At 70.2% G+C, this 13301-nt stretch carries 15 protein-coding genes; 5 read left to right on the forward strand and 10 right to left on the reverse strand.

Translation table 11 applies throughout. The features are described from left to right. Nucleotides 1-24: 24 nt before the first annotated feature. From ACIRGA_RS19215 to ACIRGA_RS19230, 4 genes are all read right to left on the reverse strand, one after another. The gene (locus ACIRGA_RS19215) at nt 25-729 is read right to left on the reverse strand and encodes a hypothetical protein (RefSeq protein WP_400942720.1); all 705 of its coding nucleotides are present in this window, start codon (nt 727-729) and stop codon (nt 25-27) included. A 103-nt stretch (nt 730-832) separates the two neighbouring features. Next, nucleotides 833-1921, reverse strand: coding sequence for a glycosyltransferase family 4 protein (locus tag ACIRGA_RS19220; protein ID WP_400942721.1), 1089 nt, complete (start codon nt 1919-1921; stop codon nt 833-835). Next, on the reverse strand, nt 1914-4427 hold the full coding sequence (locus ACIRGA_RS19225; RefSeq protein WP_400942722.1) for a glycosyltransferase: 2514 nt from the start codon (nt 4425-4427) through the stop codon (nt 1914-1916). The genes ACIRGA_RS19220 and ACIRGA_RS19225 overlap by 8 nt, the downstream gene beginning before the upstream one ends. 32 nt (nt 4428-4459) lie before the next feature. Next, on the reverse strand, nt 4460-5371 hold the full coding sequence (locus ACIRGA_RS19230) for a glycosyltransferase family 2 protein (RefSeq protein WP_400942724.1): 912 nt from the start codon (nt 5369-5371) through the stop codon (nt 4460-4462). A gap of 19 nt (nt 5372-5390) precedes the next feature. Between ACIRGA_RS19230 and ACIRGA_RS19235 the strand changes: the two genes are divergently transcribed. From ACIRGA_RS19235 to ACIRGA_RS19250, 4 genes are all read left to right on the forward strand, one after another. Continuing rightward, complete coding sequence (locus ACIRGA_RS19235; RefSeq protein WP_400942776.1) at nt 5391-6476, forward strand: glycosyltransferase family 4 protein; 1086 nt, start codon at nt 5391-5393, stop codon at nt 6474-6476. Nucleotides 6477-6516: 40 nt separating this feature from the next. Further along, nucleotides 6517-7653 carry a glycosyltransferase family 4 protein gene (locus ACIRGA_RS19240; RefSeq protein ID WP_400942778.1) on the forward strand — a complete coding sequence of 379 codons (1137 nt, stop codon included), beginning with the start codon at nt 6517-6519 and terminating at the stop codon, nt 7651-7653. Between the two features lie 207 nt (nt 7654-7860). Further along, complete coding sequence (locus ACIRGA_RS19245; protein ID WP_007031873.1) at nt 7861-8724, forward strand: glycosyltransferase family 2 protein; 864 nt, start codon at nt 7861-7863, stop codon at nt 8722-8724. A gap of 58 nt (nt 8725-8782) precedes the next feature. After that, nucleotides 8783-9823 carry a serine hydrolase domain-containing protein gene (locus ACIRGA_RS19250; protein ID WP_400942727.1) on the forward strand — a complete coding sequence of 347 codons (1041 nt, stop codon included), beginning with the start codon at nt 8783-8785 and terminating at the stop codon, nt 9821-9823. 9 nt (nt 9824-9832) lie between these two features. Here ACIRGA_RS19250 and ACIRGA_RS19255 read toward each other — a convergent pair whose 3' ends face one another. Both ACIRGA_RS19255 and ACIRGA_RS19260 read right to left on the reverse strand, forming a co-directional pair. Beyond that, nucleotides 9833-10333, reverse strand: coding sequence for a hypothetical protein (locus ACIRGA_RS19255; protein WP_400942728.1), 501 nt, complete (start codon nt 10331-10333; stop codon nt 9833-9835). Between the two features lie 125 nt (nt 10334-10458). After that, a complete protein-coding gene (locus ACIRGA_RS19260) occupies nt 10459-10911 on the reverse strand; it encodes an adenylyltransferase/cytidyltransferase family protein (RefSeq protein ID WP_400942730.1) in 453 nt (150 codons plus the stop codon). Between the two features lie 73 nt (nt 10912-10984). On the opposite strand from ACIRGA_RS19260, the gene ACIRGA_RS19265 reads away from it, so the two are divergent. Next, complete coding sequence (locus ACIRGA_RS19265) at nt 10985-11881, forward strand: DNA-3-methyladenine glycosylase family protein (RefSeq protein ID WP_400942732.1); 897 nt, start codon at nt 10985-10987, stop codon at nt 11879-11881. 1 nt (nt 11882) lies between these two features. Here ACIRGA_RS19265 and ACIRGA_RS19270 read toward each other — a convergent pair whose 3' ends face one another. Genes ACIRGA_RS19270 through ACIRGA_RS19285 form a run of 4 tightly spaced genes read right to left on the reverse strand, consistent with a single transcriptional unit; the run spans nt 11883 to nt 13296 of the window. Beyond that, nucleotides 11883-12068: a hypothetical protein gene (locus ACIRGA_RS19270; protein WP_400942733.1), complete on the reverse strand. Its 186-nt coding sequence runs from the start codon at nt 12066-12068 to the stop codon at nt 11883-11885. Between the two features lie 25 nt (nt 12069-12093). Next, nucleotides 12094-12246, reverse strand: coding sequence for a hypothetical protein (locus ACIRGA_RS19275; RefSeq protein ID WP_400942735.1), 153 nt, complete (start codon nt 12244-12246; stop codon nt 12094-12096). Between the two features lie 35 nt (nt 12247-12281). Further along, a complete protein-coding gene (locus ACIRGA_RS19280; protein WP_400942736.1) occupies nt 12282-12632 on the reverse strand; it encodes a GntR family transcriptional regulator in 351 nt (116 codons plus the stop codon). A gap of 19 nt (nt 12633-12651) precedes the next feature. Further along, nucleotides 12652-13296, reverse strand: coding sequence for a hypothetical protein (locus ACIRGA_RS19285; RefSeq protein WP_400942737.1), 645 nt, complete (start codon nt 13294-13296; stop codon nt 12652-12654). Between the last annotated feature and the right edge of the window lie 5 nt (nt 13297-13301).

The raw sequence follows: 13301 nt of genomic DNA on the forward strand, positions 1-13301 counted from the left end.
GGTTCGGCTGGCGTGGAGGGGCGTCTACTTCTTGATCAGCAGGGTCAGAATCCAGCCGGTCAGGGCCACGACCACGGCGGAGAGAGAAATGGTCGCCGTTTGCCAATGGCGGTTCCCGACGGTTTGATCCTCGCGATACCGCGCGAGTGTGACCGGCTTTATGATGACCCCGGATGTCGCCGGCGTCATGAGCGCGATGATGAATCCCAGTAACAGTGCGGGAAAAAACGCGGCTCCTGGCCAGGTGGTGAAGAATGAAGGATCAGGTTCGCCCGGCAGCTTTATTTTGAAAATGGCGCTGAGCAGGCTTCCGGCTGCGCCGGCAAGGAGGGTGAGGAACATGGAGATGCTCAGCGCCTTCTCCCAGCGGTCCAAAGAACGCAGTCTCGAAATCTTCGTCCGGCGAGATTGGGCCCACTCGGTACACACCCTCAGTGACTCTTCTTCGTCTCCGATGGCCCTCGCTTCAACCTCTGCCAGAACGACTTCCACCAAATCCGTCTTGATGGTCAGCTGCCTCAATTCCGCATCCGACAACAAGCGGATATCCGCCGCCTCGTCGAAGGAGCCACCCGCGAACTCCACGACCGGCAGCGTTGGGCTCGTCGAATTTCTCGACAGCAGGTGCATTAACGCGTCCAGGTCGTCTATGGTCACCAGTACGCATCCGAGGTTCTTCGCCGGTTTTGGCGCTGCTGTCTGCCCTGAGCCGATTCGTTGGACCACCATGCAACGACAGTCGGGCTCGCGGGCGCGTTCGATACAGCAAGACCGGCGAACGATGGTAACAATTCAATACAGAAACAGCGGGCTGACGGCGTAGTACGGGAGATCAGTGTTTCGTGCTGGCCTGGCGGTACGCGGCGACGGTGAGTTCGGCGCACGCGCGCCAGGTGAAGTTCGCGACGTGGGCGCGGCGCGCGGCCGAAGTGGCGACGGCGTGCGGGTCGCTGACGGCGATCCGAAGCGCCTCCACGAGTCCGTCGACGTCCTCATAGGGCACCAGGCTCGCGCAATTGCCCGCGACCTCGCGCAGTGCCGGGATGTCCGTGCACACCACGGGAACGTCCGACGCCAGCGCTTCCAGCACCGGGAGCCCGAAGCCTTCGTCGCGTGACGGCAGCACCAGGGCGCTGGCCCCGGCGACGACGCGCCGGAGGTTCACGTCCGACAGGTAGCCGACGTGCCGCGAACGTGGGCCCACCGAGAACGAACCGGGGCCGACGAACACCAGATCCGGCAGATCCGGCGCGGCCTCGTGGGCCTGCTGGAGCCAGTGCAGGCCCTTCCGGGGCCCAGGGGCGCCGGCGAAGAGCAGGTACTTGTCCGGAAGACCCAGTTCCTTGCGGCGCTCCGGATCCGGCGGGCGCGCGGTGAACCACGCCGGGTTCACGCCGAGCGGGGTGACGATGATCTTGCCGCGGTCCACGTCGAGCCGTTCGGCGACCTGGTCGGCGACGGCGTTGGTGGGCGTGCAGATCGCGTCGGCGAGCTTGGCGCCGCGCCGGACCAGCCGCGGCAGTTCGTGATCGCTCGGCGCGAGTTCTTCGGGAGCGTCCAAAAAGGCCAGATCGTGGATGGTCACCACACCCGCCGCGCGGAACCGGCCGGGCAGCACGAAGTTGGTGCCGTGCACGACGTCCGTCGGCCCGGCGAACAGCTCCACCGGCGGCAGTTGCGAACGCAGCCACGCCTTCCGCAGCAACCGTGCCGCCACCGGCATACCGCGGGCGCGGACGCCGTGTGGGAGCACGTGCCGCAGCCGTCGCCAGCCGCGCAAGGTGAACGCGACCGCGCGAGTGTCCACTTCGGACATCGAGGCGAGCTCTTCGGACAGGGCGACGGTGTACCGGCCGATACCCGTCCTGGCACCGAGAAGCGGGGTCCCGTCGAGCAGGACGCGCAAGGGGCGGTCAGCCACGGCCGAGCCTCTGCTTGGCGACCTTGACCACCCGGCCGCCGACGCGCCGCACGAGCTCCTTCGGGCCGCCGTCGGCGAGATACTCGCGGATCAGGTCGACGTCGCGGCGCAGCATTTCCTTGCCCCGCACCGGTGCGGTGAGCACGAGGTCTTCCGAACCGGGCAGCCGGTCCGCGGCGGGCCGCGGGTTCCGGCAGAACTCCACCAGCGGTTTCAGCGCTTCCGGCCAGGCGTAACGCCGGGCGACCGCGGCCATCCGCTCGACGCAGCCCGCGGCGAACTCCTCGTCGTACAACGCCTTTTCCAGCGCGTCGGCCAGCGCCTCCACGTCCTCGGCCGGGACGACGACGCCGAGCCGTTCCTCGCGGACCAGATCGGCGAACGAGTCGCCGTCGGTGGTGACGATCGGCAGCCCGGCCCACAGGTAGTCCAGCACCCGCGTGCGGAACGCGAACGTCGTCTCGACGTGCTCGTAATGCGTGGTGACACCGCAGTTCGCGTCCAGCAGCCAGTTCTGACGTTCCTCGTACGGCACCCACTGCTGGTTGAAGAACACGTGTTTGCCGGTGAGCCCGAGCGTGTCCGAGAGCAGCATCGTGCGCGCGCCGATGTCCATCTCGGTGACCTCGGGGTTGGGATGCTTCATCCCGAGGAACACCAGGCGGACGTCGCCGCGGCGCTGCCGCAGCAGTTCGATCGCGCGGACCAGCGTGAGCGGGTCGAACCAGCTGTAGACCCCGCCCGCCCACAGCACGACGTGATCGGTCTCGCCGATGCCGTCCAAAGTGGACCGCAGGCCGGGGCCGGTGCGGACCGGTGCTTGGGGGGACAGTCCGAACGGGACGATCGAGAGCAGCGACTGGGTGGTCGGGTCGGCGTCGTACAGCCGCGGCGAGAGCCTGCCCATCGCGGCGAGGTGGCCCAGCCAGAAGTGGCGCTGACGCTCCGACGCGCACAGGAAGAAGTCCCCGCGTTCCAGCTGCGCGTCGAGGACCTTGGTGACCCCGATGAGGTCGAGGGCCCGCTTGTCGTCGGGGACGCCCTTGCCCTGTTCGAGCAGCTCCAGGTGCATCGGGTCGTAGAGATCCGCGACCACGATCTTGTGCGCGTACTGCTTCTTGAGCGAGGGCGCGAGCTCCAGCACGTGACCCTGCAGGACGATGATGTCGGCCCAGGCGATCGGCGTTTCCAGATCACGCCGGGTCGCCGCGCTGACCCGGAACGGCGCGGGCGGCGGGTCGGCGAGCGGGTTGATCGTCACCAGGTGGACATCGTGCTCGGCGGCCAGGGTCGCGGACATGTTCCACGCACGGATCGCCGGGCCCGCCATCCGCTCGGTGATCGCGTCGCCGGTGATCACCAGTACCTTGCGGCGCTGCCCGAAGAGCGCGTCGATGCCGAACGTCTCGACCAGGACGTCATGCGCGGCGAGATAGCGCGGCAGCGGATACGCGGGCTCCAAAGCCTTTCGCAGCAAGGGAAGCAGGTCGGCGTCGGTGCGGACGCGGGCGGCCTGCTCGGCGGCGCGGGACTCGGCGAGCGACGGCAGCAGCTCGACGAACTGGTCGATCGCCAGCACGCCGGCCAGTGTCGTCCTCGGTACCTCGACCGGACCGGTCTCGGCCGGGCCGACGCCCCGCGCGAGATCGAATTGGGTGGCGTCGAGGTCGCCTCGCGCCGTCGCCCGGCGGACGGCCAGGGCCAGTGCGGCGGGCAGCGCGCGCGAGAGTGTCTCGTCGGAGAGGTTCTTGTACAGCGCCGCCAAGGCGTTGCGCTCCAGCAGGAATGTCTCGCGCCCGGAATCCGGAGCGTCCACTGTGGACATCGTGGCGTGGTGCTTGTGGTAGGTCAGCGACTCCGGCACGTAGCGCACCCGCCAGCCGCGCAGGTTCAGCCGCCAGCCGAGGTCGACGTCCTCGTAGAACATGAAGAACCGCTCGTCGAAGCCGCCGAGTTCGGCGAACACCCCGGCGCGGACGAACATCGCCGAACCGGTCGCGAACAGGACGTCCTTGGCGATCTCGTGTTCGGCGGCGGGGACGTCGGCCAGCGGGCTGCCGGCGTGGCGTTTGTAACCCATGCCGAACCAGGTCAGGCCCGCGTCGACGAAATCGGTGCCTGTGCCGTCCCAGTCGAGGACCTTGCTGGCCACCGCGGCGACGGTCGGCTGCGCGCGCAATTCGGCGACGGCCGCTCCGGCCCAGCCGGGAGCCGGGCGGGCGTCGTTGTTGAGGAAGGCGAGGACGGTGCCGGTGGCGTGCTTCGCGCCGAGGTTGCAGCCGCCCGCGAAACCGGAGTTCACCGGGGACTCGACGAGCTTGACGCCCGGTGCGGCGGCCTTGATCTCGGCCACGTCGGTGCCGCCGGAGGCGTTGTCGACGCAGATGACCTCGAGGTTCGGGTAATCGTGTTCAGCGAGTGAGCGCAGGCAGGTGACGGTGTCGGCGGCCCCCCGGTAGTTCACCACGATCACCGAGACGACCGGTTGCGTTTCCCCCTGCGCCAAAGCCGTACTCCCTGCTCTCGATTGGGGCAAGCTTAATTGCCCGCCCACGCGTCCCAGACCGCGCCTCGGCCCAGTGTCGCCCGTCGCCCGATCGCCCGCCGCTCGACGAGCGTGCGTGGCAGGCGGGCGGCGATGGCGCCCAGGACCCGGCACCGGAGGATCGGACGGAAGTTCGGTGCCGTCGGTTTCCCTCGAAGGACCAGGACGAGCGTGAGCGCGGCGAACTTGACCAGCTGGCGGATCGCCACCTGCCGCGGAGCACACCGGAGGAGGGTCAGCAGGCGATTGCGTTCATTCCACAGGTGGAATTGGACCGAACCGGGGCGCGTGCTCGCGCCATGCTGATGGGTGACTTCGGCGTCGGCGCTGACGACGTCCCACCCTGCCAGCCGCAGCCGCCACGCGGTGTCGGTGTCCTCGTAGTAGCAGAAGTAGGAGGCCGGGACGCCGCCGACGGAACGGAGCGCCTCGACGTCGAGCACGGCCGCGCCCCCGCAGAAGCCGAAGACCTCGTCGGTGGATTCCGGCAGGTCGGCGCCGTGGCCGTCGGCCGTCAGGCGGACGCCGGTGGACTGGACAGTCCCGTCGGCCAGTGTCAGCCGGGCGCTCACGGCAGCGGCGAGCGGGGCTTTCCCGAGGGTGTCTTCGCAGGTCGCGAGCCAGCCTGGGGCCGGAGCGGCGTCGTCGTTCAGCCAGGCCATCAGCGGAGTGTCCACTTTGTCCAGTGCGGCGGCCATGGCACCCGCGTAACCGGTGTTGCGCCGAAGCCGGAGCACCTCGGGCTTCGAGGGATGCGCGGCGAGCAGGGCGGCCGTTCCGTCGTCGGAGGCGTTGTCGACGACCAACGTCCGATGCGGGCGGGACTGCGCGGCGAGGGCGTCGAGGCACGCGGTGATGTGCGCGGCGCCGCGCCAGGTGACCACGACGACGGTGGTGCTGGGCATGCCAGAGAGAATAGAGACCATGCCCGAACTGGTCGTGCTCGCCGAGCAGCTGCTGGCGCCGGTCCCCGGCGGGACCGGCCGCTACACCGGTGAGCTGCTGCGGGCGCTCGCCGAGACCGCTCCGCCCGGCTGGACGGTGTCGAGCGTCGTCGCACGGCATGCCGACATCGAGGCCGCGGTCGTCGAAGGGGTCGACGGGCCGCGCGTGCTGCCGATCCCGCCGCGGGCGCTGATCGCCGCGTGGCAGCTGGGCCTGCCGTGGTGGCCGGGCGGCGACGCGGTCCACGCGCCGACGCCGCTGGCGCCCGCCCGCGTGCCGGAGGGGCGGACGCTGTCGGTCGCGGTGCACGACACCGTGCCGTGGACGCATCCCGAGACGCTGACCCCGCGCGGCGTCGCTTGGCACAAGGCGGTGATCGCGCGGGCCGCGTCGCGGGCGACCGCGCTGACCGTGCCCACGCGAGCGATCGCGGACGAGCTCGCCGCGCTGGTGCCGGTTTCGGTGCCGGTGCGCGTGATCCCGCACGGTGTGCGGCCGCATTCCGAGTTCGCCGAGGTCGCGCTGCCGGAGCGGTACGTGCTCGCGATCGGGACGATCGAGCCGCGCAAGGGCGTCGACGTGCTGATCGACGCCGTCGGGCGGATCGGCGTCCCGCTGGTGCTGGCCGGGCAGCCGGGCTGGGGCGGCATCGACCCGATGGCGCTGGCACGCGAGCACGGCGCCGACGTCCGGCTGCTGGGGAAGGTGAGCGACGCGGAGCTGGCGTTCACGGTGCGGGGCGCGTCGGTGCTGGCGATGCCGAGCCGGGCGGAGGGGTTCGGGCTGCCCCTGATCGAGGCGATGGCGGCCGGGGTGCCGGTGGTGCATTCGGACGTCCCCGCCCTGGTGGAGGTGGCCGGGGGAGCGGGCGTCACCGTCCCTGTCGGCGATGCGCAAGCGCTTGCGGATGCCCTTCGGGACGTACTCGGGCAGCCGGAGCGCGCGGCAGCGCTGCGTGACAGTGGTCTCAGCCGTTCGAGTGAGTTCACCTGGGAGCGTGCCGCTTCGGCGGTTTGGGCTCTCCACCAGCGGGATCAGTTTGTCGGTTCCCCACCGCGGACCTAGTGCATCGCCGTACCCTCCTAGGGTGACCGATGACCCTCGCGTGCTGATCGACGCGACCGCCGTCCCCGCGGACCGGGGTGGCGTCGGTCGTTACGTGGATTCGCTGGTCGCGGCGCTGGACGAGGACGGCGCGCGGATCACCGTCGTCTGCCAGCCGAGGGACGCGGTGCTGTACGACCGGCTCGCGCCCGGCGCGCGGATCGTGCCCACCTCACCGTCGACATCGACCAGGACGGCGAGGCTGACCTGGGAGCAGGCGACCCTGCCGCGACTGGTCCGGCGGCTCGCCGCCGACGTCGTCCACTCGCCGCACTACACGATGCCGCTGGCCAGCCCGGCCGCTTCGGTGGTGACGCTGCACGATGCGACCTTCTTCACCGACGCCGTCCTGCACTCTTCGGTGAAGGCGCGCTTCTTCCGCGCCTGGACCGCGACGGCGCTTCGCCGCGCGACGCTGTGCGTCGTACCGAGCATCGCCACGGCGGCCGAACTGGAGCGTGTCGGCCAGGTGCGCACGGCTGACCTGGAGATCATCCACCACGGCGTCGAACCGGACCGGTTCCATCCGCCCTCGCCCGCGGAGATCGAGGCCGCGCGCCAGGCCGTCGGACTCGGGAAGACGCCGTACGTCGCCTTTCTCGGCGCGCTGGAACCGCGCAAGAACGTGCCCGCGCTGATCCGCGGCTTCGCGCACGCCGTGATCGGCAGGCCGAACCCGCCCGCCCTGGTGCTGGCCGGGCAGCCGGGCTGGGATTCGCAGGTCGAACGCGCGCTGGACGCCGTTCCGCACCGGCTGCGGGTGATCCGGGCCGGATACCTGCCGTTCGACACGCTCGCCGGTTTCCTCGGCGGCTCCGAACTGGTCGCCTATCCGAGCCTCGGTGAAGGATTCGGGCTGCCGGTGCTGGAGGCGATGGCGTGCGGCGCGAGCGTGCTCACGACGCGACGGCTTTCGCTGCCGGAGGTCGGCGGGGACGCGGTCGCCTACTGCGGTGTCGGCGCCGGAGACGTCGCCGCGGCCATCTCGGAGCTGCTCGACGCCCCGGCGAGGCGGGCCGAGCTGGCCGAAGCCGCGCTTCGGCGGGCGAAGGAGTTCTCGTGGGCGACGACCGCGGAGCGGCACCGTGAGGCTTACGCGAAGGCTTGGCACCGGCATGCGCAGCGACGGGCCGGCTGAGGTTCCCGCTTCTGCACCCCCTACCGCCCGCCGTCCGGATGTCCCCAATGTGGCATTGGGGACCCTCAGCGTCTCCAATGCCACATTGGGGACATCTCTGCTGGAGGCTCCAGCCCCTCGCAGAGCGGCGGGGGAGCAAGGGACCTTTGCTACCACCCGAGGTGGGTGCGGCTCGGTCGCGTTCGGTGACGGGTGGACAATGGCCGCGTGACTGAGCACCCCAGCTACGGCGACGGGATCGCCGTCGTGACCGTGACGTACTTCCCCGGCGAGACCCTCGAGAAGTTCCTCGACACGCTCGAGAAGGCGACGGACCGGGACGTCCAGGTCGTCGTCGCCGACAACGCCTCCACGGACGGCGCGCCGGAGAAGGCCGCCCGCCGGGACAACGTCAAGCTGCTCAGCATCGGCGAGAACGTCGGTTACGGCACGGCCGCGAACCGGGGCGTCGCGGAACTCGACGACAGTTACGGTTGGGTCGTCGTGGTGAATCCGGACCTCGAATGGGAGCCCGGTTCGCTCGACGCGTTGCTCGAGGTGGCCGAGCGCTGGCCGCGCGGTGGCGCGTTCGGCCCGCTCATCCACGATCTCGACGGCACGGTGTACCCGTCGGCCCGGCTGCTGCCGTCGTTCGGCCGCGGGATCGGGCACGCGGCGTTCGGCAAGATCTGGCCGGGCAACCCGTGGACGCGGCAGTACCGGCAGGAGACCGGCACCCCGGTCGAACGCACGGCCGGCTGGCTTTCCGGGTCCTGCCAGCTGTTCCGTCGCGAGGCCTTCGACTCGGTCGACGGGTTCGACACGCGCTACTTCATGTACTTCGAGGACGTCGACCTCGGTGACCGCCTGTCCCGAGCGGGCTGGCTGAACGTGTACGCGCCTTCGTCCAGCGTCATGCACATCGGCGGGCACTCGACTTCGCAGGCTTCGGCGAAGATGCTGCGCGCGCACCACGAAAGCGCGTACCGCTACCTCGCGGACCGTCACCGCGGTCTCCTGTGGAAGCCGGTCATGCTCGCGGTGAAGGCCGGTCTCGCGCTGCGGCTCAAGCTCGAAACGCGCCGGAAGTAGCCGTTCCGGCCAGCGGAATTCACGCGACCGGGTTCCCCGTGGTCGTTACCGTCGGTGCATGGACTTCGCCGCACTGGACAGCTGGCTGACGGAACGCGCCGGGGAGGACCGTTTCGCCGGAGTCGTGCTGATCCGGCGCGGCGACGAGACGTTGTTCGAACGCGGTTACGGCCTGGCCAGCCGCCGCTGGTCGGTGCCGAACGCGCCGGACATCCGGTACGACACCGCGTCGATCACCAAGGTCGTCACCGCGATCGCCGCGCTGCGGCTGGCCGACGAGGGCCGGTTGGACCTCGACCGCCCGATCGGCGAGATCATCGACCTCGCCGGCACGGTGATCGCGCCCGGGGCGACGACGCGGCAGCTGCTCACGCACACGTCCGGGATCGCCGACGACGCCGACGAGGAAGCGGGCGAGAGTTACGAGGCGCTGTGGGTCGACAAGCCGGTGTACTCGGTGGTGGACACCCGTGACCATCTGCCCAATTTCGCTTACCGGGCACCGAATTTCGCGCCAGGCGAGGGCTGCCGGTACTGCAACTCGGGGTATGTCCTCGCGGGACTGGTGATCGAGGAGATCACCGGAAGGCCTTATCGCGACCACGTCCGGGAGGCCGTGCTCGACCGCGCGGGGATGACCGATTCGGGGTTCTTCGACCGGCGCGATCCCCAGCCGAGGGTCGCCGAAGGCTGGGACCCGATCCTCGACGGCGAACGGATCACCGGCTGGAAGCAGAACATCTTCAGCTACCCGCCGATCGGCTCACCCGATGGAGGGGCGTACTGCACCGTCGGCGACCTCGTCCGGTTTCTGCGGGCGATCCGCGAAGAACGGCTCCTGTCCCGGGAGCGCACGAAGGAGTTCCTCACGCCGCAAGTGCTCCACAGCAGCGGCGTTCGGTACGGCTTCGGCCTCGAATTCGTCCTGTCGCCGGACGGCTCGGTGCGGCACTACTACAAGGACGGCGGGAACATCGGCGTCTGCTCGCTCATGCGGCACTATCCGGCGGAGGGGCTGGACGTCGCGATGCTGTCCAACGCCACGTACGGCGGGGGAGCGGCGATCAAGGAGATCGACCGGGTGATCCAGACCGGCTGAGGATGGCGCCTAGATGCCGTCCAGACGGCGCGAAAGGTTCGAACGCCCCGAAGGGTTCTGCTTCACCGTCGGCACCAAGCCGCCGACCTCGTTCTCGACGGTCTCCGGCTCCGGCTGCTCGATCAGCGGGCTCTGCACCGGCGCGGCGGGCGGCCGCCGGGTGAGCGGGGTCGTCGCCTGCGGCAGCGGCCTGGTCGGCTGCGGGGCGCCGGGACGGCGAGGGTACGGCTGCGGCTGAGTCGAGCCTTCGCCCCGCACCGCCGGCAGGTCCAGCCGTGTCGTCGGCTCGGGCCCCGCGAGCGGGTGATCGTTCTCCGCGATCAGCGAAGCCGGTAGCTGAGTGGTCGTATCCGGATCCGACGAACGGTCGATCTCGGCGACCACCGACCGGGGGATCTGCTGAGTGTTCGCGGAGTCCATCGGAGACGTCGCGTTGTCCGGTGTCACGACGAAGGCTCCACGCGCGCTTGCGCGTGCGAGCAAGGCGTCCGCCCGAGCACGGGGGTCCATTCCCCTAGGCCTCCCGACTGACCTGGGGCCCTCTGGGTTCAGGGCCGACTGTGTGGTGTCCAGGGTAGGCCCTGGGAGCGCCCGCCGTCAGCAGACCCGCGAACGTCGTCCGACAAATATCGGTGTCAGGCTTCCATGTCCGAAAGGATCCGGGTGCTGGAGTCGGCCTTGTCCGTGCCGCCGATGCCGTAGATCATCGAGATGTTGTTGCGCGCCCCTGCCTCGACCTCGTCGGCCGGGAGCTCGTCGACGTTGCGCCGATCACCGCCGTTGCAGAACTCGAGCTCCGTGTCCGGGTACGCCGCGCGGATCAGGTCGAACGACTCGTTGATGCCCGGCCCCTCCTCGACGGCGATGTACACGTCGTCGACGATGCGCAGCGCGCGGACGATCCGGGCCCGGACGTCCTCGACCTGGATCACCCTGCCCTTCTTGAGGACCTGCTGGTGATCGTTGTTGACGATGACGATCAGGTAGCCGGAGCGCGCCTGCGCGGCCTCGAACAGGTCGAGGTGGCCCTGGTGGAGCGGGTTGAAGTACCCGCTGACGATCGAGGCCTTCGCCGGTCGCTCGGTCATCGTCCAGTCCTCCATGGGCATCCGGGTTCAGGTGGCCCGCTCACCCTAGCCGAGTGCCGGGTAGGTTCGGTGTGTGCGATTCCGTCCTGCCTTCGAGCTGGACCTGGACACTGTTCTGGGCCCGCTGAGCCGTGGGTCGCGTTCGCCCAACGTCGTCCGGACCGAGGGCGGGGTCACCTGGCTGGCCGCCAACACGGCGGACGGCGCCGGCACGCTCGCGCTGCTTCGGCGCGCGGACGGCGAGATCGAGGCGGAGGCCTGGGGCCCCGGCGCGGACAAGCTGCTCGAAGGTGTCCCGGCGATGCTCGGCGCGCACGACGACGACTCGGACTTCGTCGCGCACCACGACGTCATCGCGTCGGCCCGGCGCCGGAACCCGGGACTGCGCCTCGGCTCGACCGGGCGGGTGTGGGACGCGCTGGTGCTCGCCGTGCTGGAACAGAAGGTGACCAGCGCGGAGGCGCTGCGGTCGTGGGGTGAACTGTGCCGCTGGTTCGGCGAACCGGCACCGGGGCCGGCGCCGTCACGGCTGCGCGTGCCGCCGACGCCCGTCGCCATCCGATCCATTGTGGACTGGAAATGGCATCGCGCCGGGGTGGACCTGAAACGGCGGACGACGCTGATCGCGGCGGCTCGCGTCGCACCGCGGCTGGAGAAGGCCGTCGAACTGAAGGGTGTCGAAGGCCGGGCCTGGCTGCGGAAGGTACCCGGCATCGGCGTGTGGACCGCGGCGGAGATCGCGCAGCGCGCCTGGGGAGACCCGGACGCGGTGAGCTTCGGCGACTACAACATCCCGTCGATGGTCGGGCACGCGCTCGTCGGCACGAAACTCGACGACGCCGGGATGTCCGAGGTGCTGGCGCCGTATTCGCCGCAGCGGCAGCGCGCGGTGCGTTACCTGTCGACGGCCGGATTCCGGCGGCCGAGGTTCGGGCCGAAGATCGAACTCCGCGACTACCGCGCGATGTGACTCAGTTGCCCCAGCCCTGCGGCGGGTAGGGCTGCTGCTGGCTCGGGTACTGCGGCTGCTGCTGCGGGTACTGGTGGTGCGGGAGCGCGGGCGGCTGCTTGGAGTTCGACTTCACCAGGAAGAAGACGCCGACCCCGATCCCGGCCAGGATCAGGGCGCCGACCAGCAGTACCAAAAGAAGGACCATGCCGAGAGACTAACCGGCGACCCCCTCACCAGCCCGGTGGCGGCTGCCGCGGCGGCGGGTACTGGGGCGGATACGGCGGCGGCTTCGGCTTGTTGAGCGTCTTGACCAGGAAGAAGATCCCGGCTCCCACGGACGCCAGCACGACCATGATGACCACCAGCTGGATGATCCCGATCACGGCGAACCTCCTTTGTTCTTTTTCGAAAAGGCGGATCAGCCGAGCGCGGCGTCGACGATCGCCTTGGCTTCGTCGCGACCGAGACCCAGCTTCCTGGTCAGCGCGGCGTAGTCGGCGGCCGCCTGCCTGGCCCGCTCGCGGGTCTCGTCGCCGACGGCGCTCACGAACGTCCCCGCCCTGCCCCGGGTCTCGATCAGGCCCGCTTCTTCGAGTTCGCGGTAGGCCTTGGCGACCGTGTTCGGGGCGATGCCGAGGTCTTCGGCGAGTTTCCGCACGGTCGGGAGTTTCGCCCCGACGGGCAGCGTGCCGTCGTTGATCCGCTCCGCGTAGGCGGTGCGGACCTGTTCGAAGGGCGGGACCGAGGAGTTCGGGTCGACCCTGACCATGCGGTTTCTCCCTGCTGGGTCACTGACGGGGCGGGACCACCTGGGTCCGGTCGCCACCACCGCCGGGGACGACCTGCGTGGCGTCACCGGCGCCGCCGGGCACCACCTGCGTGCGATCGCCGCCCGCGGGGGAGACGACCTGGGTGCGGTCGGCGCCGGCGTCCGCCTGCTGCCGCGGGGACACGACCTGCGTGCGGTCCGCGCTGCCGTCGATCGGCGGCCCGGCCTGCGGGGGCGGCGGCGGGAAACCCGGCTGGGCCATGCCGGGCGCGCCGAACGGGGCGGGTGCCGGTGCGCCGGGCGGCGGCGGGAAACCTGCCGGAGCCGGAGCGGGCGGCGGCGGGAAGCCGGGCGCCTGACCGAAGCCGGGCTGAGGCGGCGGCGGGAAACCGGGCTGCTGCTGCCAGTTGCCCTGCGGGGCGGGGCCACCGGCGGGCGGAGGCGGTGGCGGGAAGCCGGGCGCCGGGCCGCCGCCACCGAAGTTCGGATTCTGCGGGAAGTTCATCGGCGGTTTCTTCGCCTGGTTGACCTTCACGATGATCACCGCGATCACGATGATGATAATGATGATCGCCAGGACCAGCAGTACCCAGCCGGCGCCTTCGCCGTCTCCGCTGCTGTGGACCCGGACGCGGTCCAGATGTGGCGTCAGCGCCGTCAGCATCATTC

Origin of the sequence: Amycolatopsis sp. NPDC102389 (assembly GCF_044765885.1) — a bacterium.
In the GTDB taxonomy this organism is placed as follows: Bacteria; Actinomycetota; Actinomycetes; order Mycobacteriales; family Pseudonocardiaceae; genus Amycolatopsis.